This window comes from Acinetobacter sp. YH12218 (assembly GCF_013417925.1).
Lineage (GTDB): Bacteria > Pseudomonadota > Gammaproteobacteria > Pseudomonadales > Moraxellaceae > Acinetobacter > Acinetobacter amyesii.
Genome location: NZ_VPDB01000012.1, coordinates 39,492 through 61,915, shown reverse-complemented (window position 1 = coordinate 61,915; position 22,424 = coordinate 39,492). Strand labels below are relative to the sequence as shown.

The following is a 22,424-nucleotide window of genomic DNA, read 5'->3' as shown; positions in this document are numbered from 1 at the left end:
TAAAGAAAATCCCACATGACGTGGGATTTTCTTATTAACTACTTAATCAATTAAGACAATTGAGCAGCAGCAATTTTCTTAGTATCAACGTCTTTAGCAGCGTCAGTATAGTCGCCCATTTTGTCGAAGCTTAAGTATTGGTAGATGTCGGCAGACATGCTATCAATTTGAGCTGCGTATTCTTGGTACTCAGCTGGAGTTGGTAATTTACCAAGTACAGCAGCAACAGAAGCAAGCTCAGCAGAAGCTAAGTAAACGTTCGCACCTTGACCTAGACGGTTCGGGAAGTTACGAGTAGAAGTCGATACACAAGTAGTGTTCGGAGCTACACGTGCTTGGTTACCCATACATAATGAACAACCTGGCATTTCTGTACGAGCGCCAGCTTTACCATAGATGTTATAGAAACCTTCTTCCATCAATTGACGTTCGTCCATACGAGTTGGAGGAGCCAACCATAGACGAGTAGATAAAGAACCACCAGGAACTTTGTCTAGAAGTTTACCAGCCGCACGGAAGTGACCAATGTTAGTCATACATGAACCAACGAATACTTCGTCAATTTTTGTACCAGCAACGTCAGAAAGCAATTTAGCGTCATCTGGGTCGTTCGGGCAGCAAAGAACTGGTTCAGTAATTGTAGAAAGGTCAATTTCATACACTTTAGTGTATTCAGCATCTGGATCTGCTTTGATTAGGCTTGGGTTCGCTAACCATTTCTCCATGTTTTCTACACGGCGCGCCATAGTACGAGCATCGCCATAACCTTCAGAAATCATCCATTTCAACATAGTAATGTTTGATTTAAGGTATTCAGCAACTTTCTCTTCAGAAAGTGTGATAGAACAACCAGCAGCAGAACGTTCAGCAGATGCGTCAGAAAGTTCGAACGCTTGCTCAACAGTAAGGTCAGTTTCCATTTCTGTAAGGTCGATCTCAAGGATACGGCCAGAGAAGATGTTTTTCTTACCTTTTTTCTCTACAGTTAAGTCACCTTGTTGGATCGCAACGTAAGGAATCGCATGTACTAGGTCACGTAGAGTGATACCAGGTTGCATTTTACCTTTGAACTTAACAAGAACAGACTCAGGCATGTCTAGTGGCATAACACCAGTTGCAGCAGCGAACGCTACAAGACCAGAACCCGCTGGGAAAGAAATACCAATTGGGAAACGAGTATGTGAGTCACCACCAGTACCAACTGTATCTGGAAGAAGCATACGGTTTAACCAAGAGTGGATAATACCGTCGCCTGGACGTAGAGAAACACCACCACGGTTCATAATGAAATCAGGAAGCGTGTGCTGCATTTGAACGTCAACTGGTTTTGGATACGCAGCTGTATGACAGAAAGATTGCATAACTAGGTCAGCAGAGAAGCCTAGGCAAGCAAGATCTTTAAGTTCGTCACGAGTCATTGGACCTGTTGTATCTTGAGAACCAACAGTAGTCATCTTAGGTTCACAGTAAGTACCTGGAAGTACACCTTGACCTTCAGGAAGACCACAAGCGCGACCAACCATTTTTTGAGCTTGAGTGAAGCCTTTACCAGTAGCTGCAGGTTGAACTGGAGTACGGAATAAAGTTGAAGGTGCAAGACCAAGAGCTTCACGAGCTTTAGTTGTTAAACCACGACCAACGATAAGGTTGATACGGCCACCAGCACGTACTTCATCTAAAAGAACTGGAGTTTTAAGTTCAGATTCAGCGATTTGAACGCCGTCTTTGAACGCAGTTACTTTAGCAGCAGCGTGGTCGATTTTAAGCGTGATTTCGTCGCCCATGTTCATGTTTTGAACATCGATTTCTACTGGCAATGCACCAGCATCTTCCATAGTGTTGAAGAAAATCGGAGCGATTTTAGAACCTAAGCAATAACCACCGTCTTTTTTGTTCGGAATGTGAGCAATTTCGTCACCAAAGAACCAAAGTACAGAGTTAGTTGCTGACTTACGAGAAGAACCAGTACCAACAACGTCACCTACGTAAGCAACTTGGTTGCCTTTCGCGATAAGCTCTTTGATTTGGCTAAGTGGACCAACTTCGCCAGGAACTTCTGGATTGATACCGTCACGTACGTTTTTAAGCATTGCGTTAGCATGTAACGGAATGTCTGGACGGCTCCACGCGTCTTGTGCAGGTGACAAGTCGTCTGTGTTCGTTTCGCCAGTTACTTTGAAAACTGTAAGTTTGATTTCTTCAGGAACGTCTTTACGGCTAGTGAACCATTCAGCATCTGCCCAAGATTGCATAACTGCTTGTGCATTCGCATTGCCCGCTTTTGCTTTATCAGCAACGTCGTGGAAGGCATCAAATACAAGAAGAGTTTTCTTAAGTGCGTCAGCAGCTAATTCACCAAGCTCTGCATCATCAAGAAGTGCAACTAAAGGAGCAACGTTATAACCACCAAGCATAGTACCTAGTAGGTAAACCGCACGTTCTTTAGTTACTAGTGGAGAAGTCGCTTCACCTTTTGCCAAAGCAGCTAAGAAAGCAGCTTTAACGTATGCAGCTTGGTCAACACCCGCTGGAACACGGTTTTCTAGTAAATCAACTAAAAATGCTTCTTCGCCAGCTGGTGGGTTTTTTAATAATTCAACTAATACAGCTGTTTGAGCATCGTCAAGTGGCTTCGGTGGGACTCCGAGTGCGGCACGTTCTTCAACGTGTTGGCGGTAAGCTTCTAGCACGGTGTTATTCCTCTTTTTTAAAAAATTATTTACGCATTCCTGCTTTAAATAAAGCTACGCAAATAATATGGACTGCTAAATTTTACTAAAATTCCAGTTAAAAGTTAATGCACTACAAGTGTTTCTTCGTGATGCCCGTTATTTTATAAATAAATGATCCTCATATCGTTTATACATTAAGCAAAATCAATACTTAGAACACGCTTTTCTTGCGCATATTAACTTTTGACTAAAATTAACCATCAAAAAAAGGCAACTAAATGTTGCCTGTTTTTATCAGTATTGGATATTCCACCTTAGTGTACAGTGGTTGCAGTGATATATTGCTGAAGTTCTGCTCGATCGCCTGTAAATCTGAGGCACCATTCGTCCTGACATGTGGTTTGATGTTGATTACTTGCAAAGCTGATATCGACCAAATAACGCTGAGAAAATTCATCTATTTTTTGGCGTAATGTGACTTTATCTCCAATGCTGAGCACGTAGTTCCCACCACCGATAATTGCTACGCCTTGTTCATCTTCTAGGAGTAGATCTGAGTGATGCATATAACCTATAACGTCCATATTCTGCTCCTCTACTGTTTTTTATTCTCCATTTCATTATTCATTAAAAAGATTTGCTTTTCTATATTTATGATTTAGCAAGTTGTCACAATTTGTATTCCGCTATGCTTAGGCTATTTTAAGTCTTTAAGCATCTTATACTCAAAAGTAACCCGAAGATAAATATGCATTCGCAAAATAAGCATGAACTCAATCATATGGCTAAACAACGGATAGTTACCCAGTTGTAACTACTCACTGATGAATACAGCCTTTAGGTTTTGCTTTACGCGCTTTCTCGCATAAAAAACCGTTCCTTAGAACGGTTTATAATCTGGCATTTCAGTATGCGGTGTTGCGATACATTTTTCAGTAAACTCAGCACGAATTTTTTCACGTGCTTTTTCAACATCAGTATTAATCTCAGCTTGCGGCAAGGCATAAACTTCATCAATGATGTTCAGGATAAATCCTTTGGTGGTTTCATCCTCAATTTTGTTGGCATGCTCAACTGCTTTGTCTTTTTCAATTGCATTTTGACGATCTAACATAATCGTACGTGCAGCATTACCTACACTGCGGCAGTAACCCTGCCACTGCTCTTCAGGGGTTAATGGTTTTTTTTCAGCACAGCCGACCAAAGCCACCATAACGGATAAAGCAAATAACTTTTTCATGAACTTCTCCTTACGAGGGGCAATATAAAAGATCGTAATGGATTTGTCATTTAAATTAGTCGTAGCCGAACAAACAAAAAAAGCCCTTTCGGGCCTTTTTTATGCGTTTGAATTAACCGCAAGTTGCTTGAATAATCTTTTGATTGATTGGATTTACGGTGACGGTGACGCGCTCTACACGATAATCCATTGTTATTGGCTGCCCAGGTTTTACTAAACGGACAATTTGAGCTTGGCTAATCACCTTGATCTGATCTTCAGTCAATTTTGCTTGACCAATCAGCGTCTTAGCCTTATCAGCTACACATTCAGTTTGGCTACTACGGAATAATACCCACTCTTCAACCACTTGTCCGTTTGGCAGATGGCAATACCCGACCTGACCATTTGCTTCATCACGAATTTCAAGTTTACCTTTTTGCTCGACACAATATTGGCTGGCTGGATTTGCCATACCAATTTTTTCTGGTGTCGTTTCAGTTTGTTGTGTTGTACTACAACCCGCCATAAGTGCTGTCAGTGCAACTAAAATCCATATATTTTTCATCATGTCTATTTCTGAATATAAAAATTTAACTTATCAAGTTTGTGGTAAATAAACGAGTTGTTTATTGCAGTTTTTAGCTGTCATTCCACGTTCTGTAATTAGGCAGCAATGTGCCCTATGTTCAAAATACAGAACGTCATTTTCTTTGAACTGATGATGATTTTTGCAATATTTAAAACGACTAAACTTGTCGCAGCTTTGATTTTAAAGGTTTTATAAATTTGAAAAATGACCTGCTCAACGCGTATGCTAAAAAAGTACTTTTCTTCAAACACGCCACGTTGCGTAGGAGCAAAATATGTCAAAAAAACTGCCGATTTATTTTTCGGACGAAGCTTGGTCGTCTTTGCAACAGCTCATGGGCGCAGATGGCAAACCCAGTCCCACCATCAATGCCCTGCTTGAAAGGCAATCTCAAGAACTATCTATGGATCCATTTTTGGATTCTTCGCTCAATGTTCAGCCTGTTCAGAAAAATACCCGTATTGAACTTCCCGTTGCCTTGGAACGTATTCCTGCTGGCCCAGCTTTCGCCAATAAAGATGTTTTTGAAAAAGTCTTAGACCTAAATGATTATTTGGTAATTAACCCGCTCGCTACATTTATTGCGCATGTCGATAGCGAGTCTTTACTCAATGCCGGCTTTGAAATTAATGATACTTTTTTAGTCGATCGTAGCTTAGAAGCCAAACATGGCGATATCGTGGTTGCACTGATTGATAATCGTGAAATCACCTTAAAGCGATTGATGATCACCGCAAAAATGTCAAAAGAAGAAATTGCCGACATTTTTGGTGACCCCAATAAAGTCTTACCCAAAATTTGGCTAAAAGCAGAAAATCCAGCCTATGCGCATATTATCCCTTCAGATAGCGAATCTATCGTTGTTCAGGGTGTCGTGACTTTTAATTTAAAGCAATTTTATAAGCGCTCATCACACACCTAAACACAAGAATTCACCATGAAAGCTGCAAATAAAATATTTGCGTTAGTTGACCTTAACAACTGCTACGTCAGTTGTGAGCGTGTCTTTAACCCAAAGCTCAATAATGTCCCTGTCGTCGTGCTGTCCAATAACGATGGCTGTGTTGTATCTCGAAGTCAGGAAGCCAAAGACCTCGGGATTAAAATGGCTGTGCCAGTCTATCAAATTCAGGATTTAATCCAACAGCATCATGTTCAGGTGTTGTCGAGTAACTATGCTCTCTACACCGAAATGTCTAATCGATTTATGAATATTTTAGGCCTGTATGTCGGCCCCGAAGACCGTGAAGTTTACTCGATCGATGAATGTTTTTTAGATTTCACTGCCTATCAAGAACTGTTTGATTTGAGCCTATATGCTAAAGAAATACGAGATACGATCCTAAAATGGCTAGGTTTAACCTGCTGTGTCGGGATTGGTCGCTCTAAAACGGAAGCCAAAATGGCCAACCATTTTGCCAAAAAAAATGCTTATTTGAACGGTGTGTGCAATTTAGTTGAAATGGACCCTTGTTCCTCAGAACAACTCCTTGCGCAGACACCAGTCAATGAAGTTTGGGGCGTCGGTCGGAATCATACAAAAGCCCTGAATCAGCTTGGCATTCATTATGTTTTAGATCTAATCAATGCACAGCCTAAAGATATTCGAAAAAAATTTAGTGTGGTGATGGAAAAAACCGTCTTGGAACTGCAAGGTCTATCTTGTCTGTCTATTGAAGAAGAAGCGCCGAGCAAACAGCAAATTATCAGTAGTCGTTCCTATGGTCAGCCTGTCTACGAACTGGAAGATATTAAGGCCTCTATTCGTGTATATATCGCGCGAGCCGTCACACGTTTAAGAGCAGATCATTCTCTATGTCGTATGGTGGGAGTTTTTATTCAAACGAGTCGCTTTAATTCTGCTGAAAAATACGCACCTTATCTGGCCATTACACTGAATGAGCATACCGATGACTTAATTAGTATCACCCAAGCAGCAACGCGTGCCGTCGAAAAAATCTTTAAAGCAGGATTTAAATATAAAAAAGCCGGTGTGGTGTTATTAGAAATCATTCCAAAACAAAACTTTACCCCAGATTTGTTTTGCGATATGGCGTTAAGACAAAGCCGTTTGAAACTGTCCGACACCATCGACGATATTCAAAAAAAATTTGGGCATCATTTTGTCTCGATCGGCTTAGCGCAGGACGATGCTGCAACATGGCGGATGAAAAAAAATCTGTGTTCCCCCGCTTACCTGAGTAATTGGAACGAACTGCTCCGTGTGAAATAAAACGTTTGATTGAAACGCTATGTTGTAGCGCCGCTTAGTCCTTCTATTGTTTTAACCGAAATGATCATTTGCAATTGCTGAATATTTATTTAGTATTTAAATGAATATTCATTTTTATATTCTCCTATTTTAAATTATGTCTGATGTTCAATTAACGCTGAGCGAATATCTATCTGCGGTCAAAGAAGTCATTCAATTGGCTTTTGATGATGCCGTGTGGGTCAAAGCCGAGATTCGAAATTTAAACATCAAAGGTGGACATTACTATTTAGAATTGGCTGAAAAAGAACAAGAAAGTGATAGAGTCATTGCCAGTTGTAAGGCCACAATTTGGAAATTTACTGCAAATAAAGTTGTCGGAAAATTTGAACGTGAAAGCGGCATTGAGCTCAGTCGTGACTTAAATGTCTTGGTTAAAGTGCGTGCCAAATTTGACCCGCAGTATGGTTTTTCGGTCAATATCGAAGAAATTGATTCGAGTTTTACTTTGGGTGATCTGGCTCGACGTTATCAACAAATTTTAGAGAAACTCACCAGCGAAGGTCTGATTCATAAAAATCGAAACTTGCCTGCGCCATTTGATATTCAGCATGTCTTGGTTATCGCACCTGAAAATGCAGCAGGCTTGGGTGACTTTAAAAAAGATGCAGATGCGTTACAACATGCTGGCGTGTGTGAATTTGTCTATCATGCTGCAACCTTTCAAGGGAATACCGCAGCACAAAGTATCCGAGATGCTTTAGCACTGGGTTTAAGACAATGGGCCAATGACTTTCAAACTGCGCCAGATTTGATCGTGATTATTCGTGGTGGCGGTGCTGTTAACGATCTTGCTTATCTGAATGATTATGATTTGGCTGCACTTTTATCTAAGCGTAGCGTGCCAATTTGGGTCGGTATCGGCCATGAAAAAGACCGCACGATCTTAGATGAAGTTGCACATCGCTCTTTCGACACCCCGAGTAAAGTGATTGGGGGGATTCGTAATCATATTGTTGAGCGAACACAAGAAGTTTTAGAGGCCTTACAAAGCATTCAACTGCGCTCTCAACATCAAATTGCTCTGTATCAAAGTCAAAATGATCAGTTGCTACAGGTCATAAAGACCTTGGCTCAAAGTCAAATCAATGACTCAACTCGGCTCTTACAGCAATACCAAGATAACACTGCTTATTTTGCTCAGTTACAACTTAAAACAGCTGCACAGAATATTGAAATACTCATGCGTGAGACTTTGCTGCAAAACCCTGCACATGTGCTCTCCAAAGGTTATGCCATCGTCCGGCAGCAAGGTCACGCCATTCGTGCAACGAAAAATCTTCAGCCTTCAACGCATTCACCGATTGAAATTGAAATGCAAGACGGTGTCATCACGGCTGACATTCAACATATACAGGTAAAAAATCATGACGACTGATACACTAAGTTTTAAAGAAGGCTATGAAGTTTTAAAACGTAATGCTGAATTACTCGAATCTCAGCAAGAACCCGACATTGATAATCTTATGAAAATCGTTGAAGAGTCGATGCAAGCCTATAAAGCCTGTAAGTCTCGTGTTGAAGCGGTACAACAGGCACTGAATGATACGTTTAAAGATTGATTTCTCAGCTCATCATTTGTATAAAAAACGCAGCCTAAGCTGCGTTTTTTATACTCAAATTTTGACTTCTCTTAGAAGCGCCAATTATAGAACAAGTCGATTGCTCGTTCTAAAGACTGACTCGCTTCCAAGTACAAACGTTGATTCATTTGATAACGTAAGGTCAGTTTATTCACTGGTGTAAATACTCCGACGCCATAACGAATGAATAAGTCAGGTGTGATATAACCCGTCACAGAAACCTGAGTATCATCCCCTGTTCCTTGAGCATCCAATGCCAAACCACTCAAACCAAATGTACGACCAATTTGATTGGTCAATGCACGTGTACCACCCAAGCCCATACTAATACCGGCTGCAGCAATCGTATTGTTCACATCAGAACGGAAACCTTCCGCCTGACTTAAACCTGAACTTCCTTCATTGATACGACCTGTAATTAAGGCATTTAAGGCTTCTTGTTCAGACAGACCTGCATCGTTATACACCTGAATTGCAGGACTTGATGCTGTACCCGTCACACGAACACCAACGGTACTGCCTTGTACGGCTTTATTGGCATCAATATCTAAAGTTGGGTTCGCCAATGGTCCATTGAAACGGGCAATCGCACGGTTCAAGTCAAGACTTTGACCATAAGCTTCGATTTTCACACGCTGAGAAACACCGATTGCACCATTGGCACGCATTGCTGTTTCTAAACCACGTTGTGTCAAATTCAAACGACCAATCAACGGAATTCGGCTATCAAAACCTTGGAAAATCACTTGATTACCAATATTTACCTGTACGTCAGCGCGAATATCCCAAGGACGTGCCGATTTTAAGATCTCAAGTTGGTTATCACCTTCATGTACCACACGTACATCTGAAGATACCCCAACCACTGTTGCAGAAGATTCCGGCATCGAAATCAATGCACGCGGCACATCAATTTTACCTTTTAAGGTTAATTTCTTACTGAAAGGCAGCACATCTAAAGATAAATCAGGCGTTACAACAGCGGTGATCAATGGCGCTTGACGGACTAACATTTCATTACCCGTTAAATTCAACTGGATACGTGGATCATTTTTCCAGTCAATATTTCCGGTTAATTTGCCCACACCACGCCCACTGTTAAATGCACCATCAATCGTCGCATGGTTTTGACGTACAGCAGAATACAACTGAATATTGGTCAAGTTCACAGGCAATGAAATCATGCTAATCGAGCCATTTTTCACTCGAATCTCACCATCCATTAAAGGCTGTGACAATGTTCCGCTAATTTTTGCCGCATAAGACAACGTACCGCCCATTGAACGGACATCTTGTATAAATGGTTTTAAGATTTTCAATTGAACTTGGTTAAAGGCTACTTCACCACGGATCGGTTTATTGGCTTTATACGGATCAATAATAATATTGGCATAACCTGTACCAATATCAGGAGCTTTGGTATCGAGTCGAATCTGTAACCCTTCAGCGACACTTTTCGCAATCAAACCTACTTCGTCATATTTTAAAGTGGATGCTAAATACTGTGGATCTTCAGCTGCTAAACCAAGTAAACCGTCACGAGTCACTAAACGTGCATCAATTTTAGGTTTTGCACCTTTCGCCCAAGACGCTTTTGCATAACCATTCACTTTACCCGTAATCGCCAGGCCTTCAGGCATAAATGCTGCAAAATCATTTAAGTCTAGGTTCTTTGTCACAAAGGATACATTGCCGCGGTTTTTATTCACACGAATCGGCTGATCAAAACATAATTCACTTTGCTGGCTCATCCAACAATGTGCGCCAACAAATAAGTCAGACTGTGCAGTGTTGTAAATAATCGATGCATTTTGACGCTGCACAAGACGGGTACGTAAGGAGTCAAAATCGCCTTTTTGAATCTGACCAAGCCAATTATTTTGTGCGTTAAAACCACCAGCTAACTGCACATAAAATTTTGATAATTTATTTTCAGCACTGACTTTTAATAAATGCGCATTACGTGTACCGGCCAGTGAAATTTGACCTTTCACAATCTCACGGTTGTTACTACGTAAATTATCCATCGTTGCCGTTAATAAACTTGGTGAAGTCGCAGAAGTTGGCAACTCGCCTTGCACCCGTATTTTTTTCACACTGAATAAATTATTAAAAGCAAAATCATCTATTGCGATATTGGCAGATGCTTGCAGTCGTGGTTGTGCTTGAACATTTAAGTAGCCATAAGCACGTCCACGTAGGCCTGCATAAATTTCATATAATGCCGGTGCATTAATTTTCAATTGTAAATTTTGTGCATTACCTGTGGCTTGAATTTGGTTATTGGCATAAGCCAACAGTAAATTATTCGCTTCAAACTGTTTTGGCATAAAGCCGGATTGATTTGAATTAATCACCATCGCCAAGTTACCTTGACCACGGACAGGTTTGTTATTGATCATACCTGCCAAATTCAGACGTTCAATTTGAATACGTTTTAGCGTATCTGACCACACACCACTGGTTTTTAAATTTCCAGATAATTCACCCCGTACATTTGAGGCAAAGTAATGCGGCTTAAAATGCACCAGTGATGCATTAATATCCCAACCAATGGCTTTTTGTAGTAAAACTTGTCCATTGGCAGAAATTTTACCTGCCACGCCATCATGACGCAGCTCGGCTATTTTAATTAATTCAGGTGTGCCAGATACTTTGAAAATCAAACTGCCTTTACTTGCGGCAACTTGGCTTGCATTGAGGCCACCATCATAATTCACAGCAAAAGCTTTAAAGCCTCCACCTTGTTTCTCATCATGGAAAGTCAGCGCAGCAGTAGATTTACCTGTTAAATGAACCGTTTCATTTTGCTGTGCTAGTCGGCCTAACAAATCAATATTATTCAGCTGAATAATCTGTTGATTTGGTTTTGCATAACCATTGGCTTTTAATGACCCTGTAATTTGATCGACAGGCGCAGCAGCTACGATGGTTTGCGGATTGAACTGCTGTGCTTGTACATTGGCTTGCCATTTCAGCATACGTTTTTGATCAGGCAATTCTACAACTGCATTACCTTTGAGCTGACCTTTGTCGGCCACATAACTAAAGGCAGGGACATTGAGATTGTTATTTTTCAGATTCAGTTTGGCTTGATATTGTCCAGCAGGCAGAGCACCTTTTTCATGTCTTGACACGGTGGTCGCCACATTAATGTTTTGCTGACCTTCTGTAAGTGCCAATTGCACATTGCCCGAATCACTACTCAACCATCCAACATATGGCACTGCACGGTCTATATTTTTCCAAGACACATCCATCAGCATCGGCTGAGCTTTATTATTTTTAGCAGGCGCTTGATCAAGTTTTAAATTCCAAGTTTCATATTGGTCAAAATCCACCAACGCCGTCAGGTGCATACCTTTTTCAAGGGTCCCTTTAGACGCAATCTTACTGTTTAAATTTACAGGTAGAAAATCTTGAACCACTTGCGGGATCAGCTTATGTTTTGGATTAATTTTATCTAAACGACCGCTTACATCCCAAGTGACCTGATCTTTCCAACTCACCACGCCACCCAAATTGACAGCGCCGCCCATCACTTGACCATTTAGGTTAGTAATATCAAGTTGGTTGACCAAGTCCGTACTCATGAGCGCAGTATATTTACCTTCAGGGATATTGGCACCGCTCAGGTCCGTGTCTAAATCTAAATTAAGACGCTGAATATCCCCTTTGAATTTTGCCAGACCATTTTTAGCAAAAAGCTTTTGCTCCGTCAGTAAAGGTAAATGATAGTTTTTAAATTTGAGTGCACCAAACATCGGGACATGTGGACGCATCGGATGGACCACAGCCCAACCAGTTAGAAGATCTGGGGTATGGGTTGCTACACCGGCTTGTATCGTATCCAACGATCCTTTAGCCACCACTTGAATATCATGAATATTCAGACTTTCACGTAGTGAAGGTAAATTGACAATGCCCACAGCATTTAGCGGATATTTGCCTTCAAATTTCATATTTCCCGAAGCTTGACGCACAGATAAATAGCCCATATCCATACGGGTATCTTCGAATTTTAATTCCGTCCCTGACCAAAGCGCTTCATTTAATTCAATGTCATAAAAATCCACACCTGAACTATGGGTTTTAATCAGCATATGATCTAGATCTGCATGATCGACACGAAGTACGAACGGCAGACGGATTTCACTAAATGCAAAAGGTTTATCGCTAGGTGGGGTCTTGGTAATAATTTGCAGATTTTTAACATCTGCTTTATTTAAATGAATTTCTTTATTAATAATGGCGCGCCAACCGAGTGTAATATCGGCACGGTCAATTTTTACATCGACAGGTTTTAGCGTAACGAGGACATTTCGTAAAATAATGCCCCGCCACAGGTTACCACCTTCATATTCATAGTGAATGATTTGCTGACGTTCCAGAACACGGTCAAGTAAAAACTTACTGCCTTTGTCTGTAGAGAACATAACTGCTAATGCAGCCACCAAAAAGATAAGCACGAACACGAAGGTCAAAATGACACTTCGAAGAATACGACGCTTCTTCGGCAGTTGCTCTACCGGCGTTTCGTTTTCTGGTTCTTGCTGTTCTTGTTCAGTCATAAAAAACACATCACCTAAAAATTATAATTGTGAACCAATAAAGAAATGTAAACGAATTGGTTTGCTGTCGTCAGAAAGTCCAGTAGCGACATCTAAACGAATTGGGCCAATTGGAGAAGCCCAACGAATCCCCACACCTGCGCTATATGCAGTCGGTGTATTAAAGTCTTTATCGTACGCATTACCAAAGTCACTAAAGACCGCAGCACGCCAGCCTTCTTTAAATTGGTAGTTATATTCTAATGAACCCGTTGCCAAGACTTGACCACCAATTTTATAGCCATTTTCTTCGGCCGCTAAACTCTTATAGTCAAAGCCGCGAATGGTTTGGTCACCACCGGTAAAGTAGCGTAAGTTATAAGGAACTTTATCAAAGTTCTCTGTCAGAATATAACCTAAATCACTGCGCCCAACGACTTGGTGATTATCATTTTCACCCAACGAATAAATAAAGCGCCAGCCCGCATTCAAGATCGCCATATCAGCATCTGAAAGTAAGCTTTCACTTCCGACTTCAACTTTATAGGTTTGCTTGATCCCTTTACTCGGATTCACACGTTTATCAGAGTCGGTTCGAGAAATTTCATAGCCAAACATCAAGGACTGTTGTTCATTGTTGGTATTCACCAAGAATGCATCTGGAATGTCATCACTAGGATTAAGTCCGTCATCAGTAATACGGTCCAAACGATAACGTAAACCAAAGGTATGCTGCCAACTACCACGGGGGTTTTTAATAATCCGGTCCACACCCGCTACAGCAGATTCAATGGAAAGATTAACACCTTGACCGACATCATCACGTTCTTCACGTTCATAACCACCGACTAAGCTGACATAGTCATTTAATGGGTGGTTATATGGAATGTTATAGCGTCCATCAATCGATTGACGGATTTTGGATACTTCCATGTTGGCGTCAAAAGAATGACCGCGTTTATTCACGATGGCACGGCGATACTGGCCACGAACACGTGTGCCTGTATCAGTACCAAAACCTGCACCAATTTCTGCACTATTCAGCTTGTCTGCATTCAGTGTCACGATCACAGGGACTTTTTTATCTTCGCGTGCTTGCGCTTTTAAGCGATCTTGTTCTGCTTGTTTGGCATCTTGCGTATCTTGCAAACTGCGTAATTTAGAGGATTGCTCTGCATCATTCACCCCCGCAAATTGGTCTTCATCAACCACTTTTTGCGTGACTTCTTTATTCGACATCACTTCAGTTTTATCTTTCACCACTTGTGAACTTTCAGACAACTGATTTTGATCAACCAAGGTCTGAATATCTGGTGGCAGTTCAAGCGGCTTTTCAATCGGGTCTGGTCGAATCGCATCAACCAAGGTGTAGTTAAAATAGCGCGAGTTGGTCAGGTTATTGGCCAAACCATTCACACGCCAGAAAGTATAGTCAGCACCGTCTTTCCACGTCACCAAGCTTTCTAAAATATCGCGATCCAATGGAAACTCTGCATTCGGATCACTCATTCTAAATTCGACTTCGCCCAGCTTATAACGCTCGCCCGTTTCAAAGCGCAAATTGATATCGGCTGTATTTTGTGGTTGCGCCACTCTTACATCGTGCAAACGCCAGTACGAGTCGAAATAACCGTTATTGGTCGCTGCATCATTAATTCGGCCTTTCGTGGTTTCGTATTTACCATGATTAAGAATGTCACCTTCTTCCTGATCTGGTAATACACCAATCACCTGAAACTGAGCTTGGTTCGCCCCAGCCCCAGAAAATTCAACATTCTGTTTTTCAATTTGCACAGGCGTATTTGGTGTAACCAATACACGAACTTTGCTGTCAGACACTTTTTCAAATTTGAATTCAGATTGATAGAAACCCACGGCTTGCGCGGCTTGATTGGACAAGCTACGTAATTGAGGCAAAGCTGATGGAAAATCACTAAAGGATTCTTGAGTAAAACTTGAAAGCTTGCCTTTAATATTGGCTTTGAGATCTTCCAGTGCCGCACCGTAGGCTTTACTCGACGTTTGACTGGTATTATGTGCTGATGTAATTTCAACATCCGCACTAATTCGTGGCACTTTTGCCGTGTTCATCTGACGTGGCGGACGTACTTTATATAATAAGCGCTTGAAAATACCCGGCTCTGCATCATCCTCAACTGTTGGGTTATGCAGCTCTTGCAGAGTATTGGCATTTTCATTTCGTGTCGCGGTAATTTCATTATCCGAACGAATTTCACCCATGAGCTGATCAATATTGACTGGCGCTTGGTTAATTTCCGTTAACTCTTTTTGGGTAATATCTGCAACAGCAACTTCTGTTTGCTGTGTTGCACGGTACTCCTGCGCTTGACGTTTGGCTTCTTCAGCAACTTGGAAGATTTCATTCGCCATGTTTTGATCAACAGGTGTCACGGGTAAGTTTTCTAAATCTTCAAACTCAATGGGTTTAAATTCTTGTAGTTGAGTTCCTGCTTGCTGCTGTTCTTGCAGCATTTTCATGCTATCAACAGATTCTTCTGGTTCATTTATATTTTCAATTTTTTCAATTGCTTCAGGCGTCGATAGCCCTTGCTTTACAGCCTCATCCTTGATTTCAGCAACAATCTCTGCTTTTGTATCGGTAGATGTTGGAACCGTTTCTGCGGGAGTTTGGGCGAAACTATGCTGAGCACACAAGGTCAAAAAGATGCTCATATATAGACTTTTATTGCTATGATGCTGTCGTATGCAGTGAGCCATACTGTGATGAAGCATTGTTTTTTTAAACTTGATTTTTGCAGGCATAGCAAACTCTAACAAATTTCATTATGTAATGGACTTAGTCAATCAGATGTAGAGCTAAAGATCTTATATCTATTGGTTTTTCGCCATCCCCAAACTCAAAAACATATTACATGATTTTTTTAGAGATTTTACCAATCACTCACATTTCTTAATAAAACTTAATGTAGCAAGACGCTTATGAATAACAACGAACATCTGCTAGGTACACGCCGTTTCCTGCCTATGTTTTTGACCCAATTTTTTGGGGCGCTCAATGACAATGTCTATAAACAGGCTTTACTACTCGTTATCACTTATGGACTAATTCAACAGCAAGCATTTCAAGTAAGTACGCTTACAAATCTAGCTCAACTACTTTTTATTTTACCCTACTTTATATTTTCAGCGACAGCGGGACAGATCGCAGATCGGTTTGAACGTTCACAACTTATCCGTGGTATCAAAATTTTAGAAATTATCATCATGATGATTGGGAGTTTGGGCTTCATTACAGGACATATTTGGTTATTGTTATTGGCACTCTTTATGATGGGAATCCATTCCACCTTCTTTGGTCCAATCAAATATGCCATTTTGCCTGAAATTTTAAAGCCAAATGAACTCATGTCTGGAAATGCCTTATTCCAATCTGGTACATCCATGGCAATTTTGATCGGTATGATTTTAGGTGGAACTGTCATTGCATCTTCAAATGGCAATCTCACTTGGATCAGCCTGACAGTCTTAAGCATTGCTATTTTGGGTTATATCTCAAGTCGTTTTATCCTTAAGCAAAATGTGACTGCCCCAGATTTAAAGATCGACTGGAATTTTTTTCGAACAAGTTATCAAACCATCAAATACGCTAAAAGCTTGCCTTTAGTCTTCACAATTTTACTCGGTAATTCATGGTATTGGTTTTATGGTGCGGCTTATCTAACTCAAATTCCTCAAATGACCCAGCAATACCTGCATGCTTCAGAAAATGTTGTGAGTCTGTTACTCACTTTCTTTTCTGTGGGTGTTGGCGTCGGCTCATTGCTATGTCGCAGACTTGGTGGAAGTCAGGTCAATATTAAAATGGTGCCGATTGGTGCTGTGGGTTTAACTGTTTTTGCACTTTATTTGGCTGCAAGCTTAAGTTTTGTACCCGAACATACAGGTCCATTAATCACCCTTTCTGAAGTTTTCAGTCAAGGTTGGAGTTATTACCATGTCATGATTGCAGTGACGCTATTGGGAATCAGTGGTGGTTTTTATATCGTTCCGCTCTATGCGATGATGCAAGCTTATTCACCTCGCTCACATCGTGCACGAGTAGTTGCCGCTAATAACATCTTAAATGCGGTATTTATGGTATCTTCTGCTTTATTCTGTATTATTATTTTGAGCATATTACAGATTGATATTAAAATACTTTTTTGTATAACTGCAGTGCTCAGTGCAATTTTTTGTATTTGGCTGCTATTACGCATCAAACCTTTGCTTCAAACTACGCAAGTCTCTCTGGAGGATTAATCCATGCGTCAATTTACAGGTGTCGACAAACTTATTCACTCATTTGATCAGGCCTTACGTAGTTTAGTTCCCGGAGCAACGGCTGCACATCGTGAAAATCCGTCTGTCGCTGAAAAGACTCAACTTGCAGTCAGCGAAGCACGCCATGTGGCAGGCCTAATGCGGGTCAACCATAGTGGTGAAGTTTGTGCTCAAGCGCTTTATCATGGCCAAGCCCTCACCGCGAAACTTCCAAATGTACGCCGTGAAATGGAACAAGCTGCGATTGAAGAACAAGATCATTTGGCTTGGTGTGAAGACCGCTTAAAAGAATTAGACAGCCATACCAGTCTGCTCAACCCTGTTTGGTACGGCCTTTCTTTTGGGATGGGTGCATTGGCAGGTATTGCCGGTGATCAATACAGCCTAGGTTTTGTCGCTGAAACTGAGCGTCAAGTGAGCCTGCATTTAGAAGATCACATCCGCCAACTTCCTGAACAAGACGAACGTTCACGTAAAATCTTAGTGCAAATGAATGAAGATGAGCTGCATCACCGTGATACAGCACTCAATGCAGGTGGTGTAGACCTTCCTGTTCCAGTTCGTATTGCCATGACTGGTATTTCAAAGCTGATGACCAAAACCAGTTATTACATTTAATGATTTTCTAATGATTGTCGCTAAGTTTTATAAATAGTGAAAAAAAAGCCTGCAATGATGCAGGCTTTTTTATGAGAAATCTTTTGACTTTAATACAATAATTCCTTCGCCATCAAAACAGTTTATAGGCTGCCATCGACTTGGTGTAAACCAATCAAAATTCAAACTATAACGTTGTGCAGTGGACGGATAACCTGCTCCACCTAACTCAAGCAGCCATCCTGCCGGACAAATTTCCTTTTGGTTATTCATCATAACGGTTTGATCATGTGCCAACTCAAGCAATAAATGGCGATGCAGCTCAAATGCAATAACATCAAATCCAGCTATTTGAATCGGCTGTGGAAAACGAGCCGATGTCAAACCTTGACGAATATCAGTCATCTGTTCCAGAGTATAATCGGTTTCAAATGATCGGTTAATCCACGTGCCTTCAGGCAGTACAACCTCTCCAAAGTTTAAAGGTTCCTGCAACTGTATATGAATTTTCTTTTGATGCTGCAACTCTGCATAGTCAGAAATAAGATCTGAAATCACGAACAATCCAAGCGTTACTGCAACAAATAAAGGGAAAAACAATACGCCAGATAAGCCAATTTTAAGTGCCGCATTTACTTTATATGGTCGATTTTTTTGCTTTTTATACCAATTATTCCAACTCAACCAAATCGCAATGACAATAAATAGCACCAAAATCGCAAAGCAAATAATAAGGAAACCTCCCGCACCCGCACCATAACCTAAGCCCATATTGCTCTCACTAAATATCCCTTTAAATCTTTTAATTATGTTTTGACGACTTTATCAGATCAAACACTTGCACTTTATCAATGTTGATGATGCTTACGCCACCACTTCAACACCGTATAGAGCACACGGAAGAATACGATACATAAAATAACGGCAATAACGATGTAAATATCTTGATGATAAGGCAGCATTTTCGCCCAAAATAGATGTAAATAATGACTGATTTGGAAGCCAATCGTTGCGACTAACATCGCCCAAATAAAACAGGCAACTAGATTAATCAGCACATATTTCCAAACAGGATAAGCACGCACACCGACTGCAATAGGTAAAATAGTTCTAAAACCCCAAGCAAAGCGCATAAATAAAATGGTCAAAATAGGATAACGTTCAATAAACTGGCTCGCACGATCGAATTTTTGTGCAAATTCTGCATTCGACTGGATAAGTTTTTGCCCATAGCGAGCGCCCATTTGATAATAAAACTGATCGCCAATAAAACTGCCCAACATCGCCACTGCAATCAACATTGGAAAATGAAGTATGTGTTGATGGACGGCATAGGCGCCAATCATCAGCACTGTTTCTCCCTCAAACAATGTGCCAATAAAAATCGCAATATAGCCATAATGCTGAATCAGATCCGTCCAGTTCATATCATTATTTTGAAGCTAAAAAAGATAATGTAATCCTGCGACAGCCTATACGCTAGCGCATACCATGACAGGATTTGAATATTTTTGTTATTGTTTATCTAGCATAGTTAGGTCAGTTTGAAATACCACTCATGTGCATTGAAAACATTGCGTTTCATTCGCTCAATCCACTAAAACTTTTTGACAACTCACCATAGGAAATTGATGTGCTGGATGTTCAAACATCTCATTTTTCCAAATGTCGAACATTGGAATTTTAACATCGAGTGCTAATGGCAGTTTTTTCGGATTAAATTGCATGTGCGCTAAGCCTTCGCCCCACGCGATCAGATCTAGATCCAAAGCGATATTATGAGACGGACGAACACGACCTGAGTCTGCTTCCATTTTTTTCAGTAAGGTGCTGATTTCATCTACAGATAAACTGCTTTTCACCAAACAAGCTGCATTCCAATAATCCGCCCCAATGCCATCACGACAAGGAATCACATAAATTTTGGAAAATTCAACATGACCCAAAGCCTGAATTTGACGTAAAGCCTGTTGAAAATGCGGTTTGGGATTGAAATTACTCGCCAGAGCTAGGGCGAAAATCGTTTCGGTGGCGTTCAAGACGAATTCCTACAGAATTGGCTTGCGCGATAATGGCAGGCTTCCGGATGCTAATCATAATAGATTCAATGCTGTCATAGGTAGCAAAAAGTGCATCAATCACCAGTTTTGCTGCATGTTCGATCAATTTAGGTTGAGCAGTTTGAATGACTTTGGCTGATATTTCGCAAATTTCAGCATAATTCAAGGTATCTTCAAGCTCATCTGACTGAGCCGCCTGCGCTAAACTGGTTTGAATATTGAGGTCGAGCATCAAAGGCTGAATAATCTGACGCTCCCAATTGAAACAGCCGACTACAGTTTCAACTTTCAAACCTTCAATGATAATTGCGTCCATTCTTACACTCAAAATAAAATCTTAAACATCGATAAAATCCTCCTGTTTAAGCAAGAGGATTTTATTTATATCTTGCGGCTAAATTATTGCTTCAACAATAAATTAGGATCCATAGTCTGCACCATCTGAATACGCTGATCTGCATAAATATCGGTATATGGCGCAAGGATGCGCATAAAGCGATCGAAGTACAACATTTGTTTGAATAATAAAGCGAAGTCACGTGGGAAGCGAATACCATGACGCTCTCCGACTTGTACCATATCCATCATGATGTCATTCAAATCGGCAGGATTTGAGGTTAATAATTCCTGTGGATCAGCCAAAAGCACACCGCTAAATAAACGCTCTAAATCGGCAGCTAAGACTTGTGTGTCAATTTTGACAGCCGTCATGCCCATTTTCAGCATGTTTTCAGCCATCAAGTTGTAGTCAGTTTTTTGTAGGGCATCCATAAACGCAATACATGCTGTCCACACTTCAGGTTTCAACTGGCCCACGATACCAAAATCGATGAAGCCTACTCGACCATCTTCTAGCAGCATCAGGTTGCCTGCATGTAAGTCTGCATGGAAACTGTTACATAACATCAAGCTGCCAAACCATGTATTCATCGCTGTCACCAAAACTTGCGATGGATCTTTAGCGACTTTCTTGACCACGTCAAAATCGGTCAATGGCACGCCGTATAAACGTTCCATGGTTAAGACACGACGTGTTGAATATTGGTGATAAACCTTTGGTGCTGTTGCGGCTTTGTTTTGAGTTACGTTCAGATAATTCACAAAGTCGTCAAGATTTTGAGCTTCTTCAATAAAGTCCACCTCACGTACCATGCGAACTTTAATTTCTTCAACGATATCTGCAAGTGAAGCAAATTTGACTTTGGGTACAGCTTTTTCGACCAGTTTAGTAGCCCAATGTAAGACGTTTAAATCTGTATAGAGAATCGTCTCGACACCCGGTTTTTGCACCTTAATAACAACATTTTCACCAGTGACCAATTTAGCGGCATGCACCTGTGCAATCGATGCAGAAGCCAAAGGCTTTTCATCAATTGAAGCAAATATTTCATCTAAATTACGACCAGCAAATTCTGAAGCCAATACCTGCTGCACATAACTAAACGGCAATGACGGTGTCTGATCTAAACAGCCTTGGAACTCTTCGACATATTCACGCGGAAATAAAGAAGGTGTACTGGCAATAAATTGACCCAATTTAATATAGGTTGAACCTAGTGATTCAAAAGTTTCACGCATTAATTTTGCGTTACTTGGTTTTTCAGTTGCATATTTAAAGCCGGCTTTTGCCGCAACGACAGCGGTCTCACCCATGCGGGCAACCGAGCGAATTCCATCTAACCAGATATTGTTTTTCATAATGTCTTAGAAAAAAATAATTAACGTGAGTGTAGCAAAAAAATAAGGGCTTGCTGCTTTATCTTGCCTGACAGATTGGACAATCGGGATCTATTTCAAAAGCGAGAATTTTTTGTTTCATTGACAGACCATCCCACAACAAAAGTTTTTGTTTCAGTGCTGTCGTCCCTAAACCCAAATAGAGCAAGGCATGATGTGCTTGCAAACTTGCCATAACATTTGGTGTAGTTGCAAGTACACCCGAGTCTGCACAGCGTAAACTTTCACTGGCATGGTGTTCTTTTGGAAATAGACATTCATAACAGGCAGCATCGGCTTCAACCATAAATAACTGCCCTTGAAAGCCAATTGCTGAAGCACTAATCAGCGCCACATTATTTTCTACACAGCTCGCATTGACCAAATAACGTGTGCTGAAGTTATCACAACCATCGAGAACCAAATCTTGCTGTGAAATCAATGCCTTTGCATTGCTTTCATCTAATTTTGAGGTATAGCTTTGCACACGGATATACGGGTTAATCGTTTGTAAACGTTTAGCCAAAATTTCAGCTTTATAAAAACCTACATCGTGTTCGATATACGCGATTTGTCGTTGCAAATTACTGATTTCAATGCGATCTGCATCGATCAAAGTGATTTGGCCAACGCCTGCACGTGCCAATAATTCGGCTGTAGTACAACCAATTCCACCACACCCTACGATGAGTACATTGGCAAGTTTTAGCTTCTCTTGCGCATCGATGTCCCAACCATCAAGCAATATTTGACGGCTGTATAGATGCATTTCATCATCACTTAATTCCATGTCTGAATCTAGATCGAGCTGTGCATCCATGTTCTGCTATCTCATTTAAAACATAAAACCGAGGCCATTAT

18 protein-coding genes are annotated in these 22,424 nt (G+C 40.8%); 6 read left to right on the top strand and 12 right to left on the bottom strand.

Going from position 1 to position 22,424, the window contains the following annotated elements:
- Positions 1-50 precede the first annotated feature (50 nt).
- The 4 genes from FTV03_RS05555 to FTV03_RS05540 all read right to left on the bottom strand — a co-directional run bounded on the left by FTV03_RS05555 (position 51) and on the right by FTV03_RS05540 (position 4,462).
- Positions 51-2,690 carry a bifunctional aconitate hydratase 2/2-methylisocitrate dehydratase gene (locus tag FTV03_RS05555; RefSeq protein ID WP_180040396.1) on the bottom strand — a complete coding sequence of 880 codons (2,640 nt, stop codon included), beginning with the start codon at positions 2,688-2,690 and terminating at the stop codon, positions 51-53.
- Between the two features lie 296 nt (positions 2,691-2,986).
- Positions 2,987-3,256, bottom strand: a complete 270-nt coding sequence (locus tag FTV03_RS05550; protein WP_078193937.1) for a hypothetical protein — start codon at positions 3,254-3,256, stop codon at positions 2,987-2,989.
- 296 nt (positions 3,257-3,552) lie between these two features.
- Complete coding sequence (locus FTV03_RS05545) at positions 3,553-3,912, bottom strand: hypothetical protein (RefSeq protein WP_078193938.1); 360 nt, start codon at positions 3,910-3,912, stop codon at positions 3,553-3,555.
- 112 nt (positions 3,913-4,024) lie between these two features.
- Positions 4,025-4,462, bottom strand: a complete 438-nt coding sequence (locus FTV03_RS05540) for an I78 family peptidase inhibitor (protein WP_180040394.1) — start codon at positions 4,460-4,462, stop codon at positions 4,025-4,027.
- A gap of 295 nt (positions 4,463-4,757) precedes the next feature.
- Between FTV03_RS05540 and FTV03_RS05535 the strand changes: the two genes are divergently transcribed.
- From FTV03_RS05535 to xseB, 4 genes are all read left to right on the top strand, one after another.
- Positions 4,758-5,405, top strand: coding sequence for a LexA family transcriptional regulator (locus tag FTV03_RS05535; RefSeq protein WP_078193940.1), 648 nt, complete (start codon positions 4,758-4,760; stop codon positions 5,403-5,405).
- 15 nt (positions 5,406-5,420) lie between these two features.
- Positions 5,421-6,716 (top strand): Y-family DNA polymerase, encoded by a 1,296-nt coding sequence (locus FTV03_RS05530; RefSeq protein ID WP_180040392.1) that lies wholly within the window; start codon positions 5,421-5,423, stop codon positions 6,714-6,716.
- A 136-nt stretch (positions 6,717-6,852) separates the two neighbouring features.
- Positions 6,853-8,133: an exodeoxyribonuclease VII large subunit gene (gene xseA / locus FTV03_RS05525; RefSeq protein ID WP_180040390.1), complete on the top strand. Its 1,281-nt coding sequence runs from the start codon at positions 6,853-6,855 to the stop codon at positions 8,131-8,133.
- Positions 8,123-8,317, top strand: coding sequence for an exodeoxyribonuclease VII small subunit (gene xseB / locus FTV03_RS05520; protein WP_180004957.1), 195 nt, complete (start codon positions 8,123-8,125; stop codon positions 8,315-8,317). The genes xseA and xseB overlap by 11 nt, the downstream gene beginning before the upstream one ends.
- A gap of 71 nt (positions 8,318-8,388) precedes the next feature.
- Here xseB and FTV03_RS05515 read toward each other — a convergent pair whose 3' ends face one another.
- Entirely contained in the window at positions 8,389-12,909 is a 4,521-nt protein-coding gene (locus FTV03_RS05515) for a translocation/assembly module TamB domain-containing protein (protein WP_180040388.1), read from the bottom strand.
- A 21-nt stretch (positions 12,910-12,930) separates the two neighbouring features.
- A complete protein-coding gene (locus FTV03_RS05510) occupies positions 12,931-15,672 on the bottom strand; it encodes an autotransporter assembly complex family protein (protein ID WP_180040386.1) in 2,742 nt (913 codons plus the stop codon).
- 177 nt (positions 15,673-15,849) lie between these two features.
- Here FTV03_RS05510 and FTV03_RS05505 point away from each other — a divergent pair, with 177 nt between their 5' ends.
- Positions 15,850-17,169, top strand: coding sequence for an MFS transporter (locus tag FTV03_RS05505; RefSeq protein ID WP_180040384.1), 1,320 nt, complete (start codon positions 15,850-15,852; stop codon positions 17,167-17,169).
- Between the two features lie 3 nt (positions 17,170-17,172).
- Positions 17,173-17,808 carry a 2-polyprenyl-3-methyl-6-methoxy-1,4-benzoquinone monooxygenase gene (gene coq7 / locus FTV03_RS05500; RefSeq protein ID WP_168377720.1) on the top strand — a complete coding sequence of 212 codons (636 nt, stop codon included), beginning with the start codon at positions 17,173-17,175 and terminating at the stop codon, positions 17,806-17,808.
- A gap of 69 nt (positions 17,809-17,877) precedes the next feature.
- On the opposite strand, the gene FTV03_RS05495 is transcribed toward coq7, so the two are convergent.
- The 6 genes from FTV03_RS05495 to FTV03_RS05470 form a co-directional block, all read right to left on the bottom strand.
- Positions 17,878-18,558 (bottom strand): hypothetical protein, encoded by a 681-nt coding sequence (locus FTV03_RS05495; protein ID WP_180010355.1) that lies wholly within the window; start codon positions 18,556-18,558, stop codon positions 17,878-17,880.
- A gap of 77 nt (positions 18,559-18,635) precedes the next feature.
- On the bottom strand, positions 18,636-19,214 hold the full coding sequence (locus FTV03_RS05490; RefSeq protein ID WP_257220684.1) for a DedA family protein: 579 nt from the start codon (positions 19,212-19,214) through the stop codon (positions 18,636-18,638).
- A gap of 162 nt (positions 19,215-19,376) precedes the next feature.
- Positions 19,377-19,826 carry a 2-amino-4-hydroxy-6-hydroxymethyldihydropteridine diphosphokinase gene (locus FTV03_RS05485; protein WP_180040382.1) on the bottom strand — a complete coding sequence of 150 codons (450 nt, stop codon included), beginning with the start codon at positions 19,824-19,826 and terminating at the stop codon, positions 19,377-19,379.
- Entirely contained in the window at positions 19,783-20,163 is a 381-nt protein-coding gene (folB, locus tag FTV03_RS05480; protein WP_180004951.1) for a dihydroneopterin aldolase, read from the bottom strand. Before folB ends, FTV03_RS05485 begins: the two co-directional genes overlap by 44 nt.
- Before the next feature lie 83 nt (positions 20,164-20,246).
- Positions 20,247-21,545 carry an AarF/ABC1/UbiB kinase family protein gene (locus FTV03_RS05475; RefSeq protein WP_180040380.1) on the bottom strand — a complete coding sequence of 433 codons (1,299 nt, stop codon included), beginning with the start codon at positions 21,543-21,545 and terminating at the stop codon, positions 20,247-20,249.
- Between the two features lie 58 nt (positions 21,546-21,603).
- On the bottom strand, positions 21,604-22,383 hold the full coding sequence (locus FTV03_RS05470; RefSeq protein ID WP_180040378.1) for a HesA/MoeB/ThiF family protein: 780 nt from the start codon (positions 22,381-22,383) through the stop codon (positions 21,604-21,606).
- Between the last annotated feature and the right edge of the window lie 41 nt (positions 22,384-22,424).

What these genes read in the sequence shown, in the direction of transcription:
- FTV03_RS05550 (WP_078193937.1), bottom strand. Translation starts at nt 3,256, where the DNA reads ATGGACGTTATAGGTTATATGCATCACTCAGATCTACTCCTAGAAGAT.
- FTV03_RS05545 (WP_078193938.1), bottom strand. Translation starts at nt 3,912, where the DNA reads ATGAAAAAGTTATTTGCTTTATCCGTTATGGTGGCTTTGGTCGGCTGT.
- FTV03_RS05540 (WP_180040394.1), bottom strand. Translation starts at nt 4,462, where the DNA reads ATGATGAAAAATATATGGATTTTAGTTGCACTGACAGCACTTATGGCG.
- FTV03_RS05535 (WP_078193940.1), top strand. Translation starts at nt 4,758, where the DNA reads ATGTCAAAAAAACTGCCGATTTATTTTTCGGACGAAGCTTGGTCGTCT.
- FTV03_RS05530 (WP_180040392.1), top strand. Translation starts at nt 5,421, where the DNA reads ATGAAAGCTGCAAATAAAATATTTGCGTTAGTTGACCTTAACAACTGC.
- xseA (WP_180040390.1), top strand. Translation starts at nt 6,853, where the DNA reads ATGTCTGATGTTCAATTAACGCTGAGCGAATATCTATCTGCGGTCAAA.
- xseB (WP_180004957.1), top strand. Translation starts at nt 8,123, where the DNA reads ATGACGACTGATACACTAAGTTTTAAAGAAGGCTATGAAGTTTTAAAA.
- FTV03_RS05515 (WP_180040388.1), bottom strand. Translation starts at nt 12,909, where the DNA reads ATGACTGAACAAGAACAGCAAGAACCAGAAAACGAAACGCCGGTAGAG.
- FTV03_RS05510 (WP_180040386.1), bottom strand. Translation starts at nt 15,672, where the DNA reads ATGCCTGCAAAAATCAAGTTTAAAAAAACAATGCTTCATCACAGTATG.
- FTV03_RS05505 (WP_180040384.1), top strand. Translation starts at nt 15,850, where the DNA reads ATGAATAACAACGAACATCTGCTAGGTACACGCCGTTTCCTGCCTATG.
- coq7 (WP_168377720.1), top strand. Translation starts at nt 17,173, where the DNA reads ATGCGTCAATTTACAGGTGTCGACAAACTTATTCACTCATTTGATCAG.
- FTV03_RS05495 (WP_180010355.1), bottom strand. Translation starts at nt 18,558, where the DNA reads ATGGGCTTAGGTTATGGTGCGGGTGCGGGAGGTTTCCTTATTATTTGC.
- FTV03_RS05490 (WP_257220684.1), bottom strand. Translation starts at nt 19,214, where the DNA reads ATGAACTGGACGGATCTGATTCAGCATTATGGCTATATTGCGATTTTT.
- folB (WP_180004951.1), bottom strand. Translation starts at nt 20,163, where the DNA reads ATGGACGCAATTATCATTGAAGGTTTGAAAGTTGAAACTGTAGTCGGC.
- FTV03_RS05475 (WP_180040380.1), bottom strand. Translation starts at nt 21,545, where the DNA reads ATGAAAAACAATATCTGGTTAGATGGAATTCGCTCGGTTGCCCGCATG.
- FTV03_RS05470 (WP_180040378.1), bottom strand. Translation starts at nt 22,383, where the DNA reads ATGGATGCACAGCTCGATCTAGATTCAGACATGGAATTAAGTGATGAT.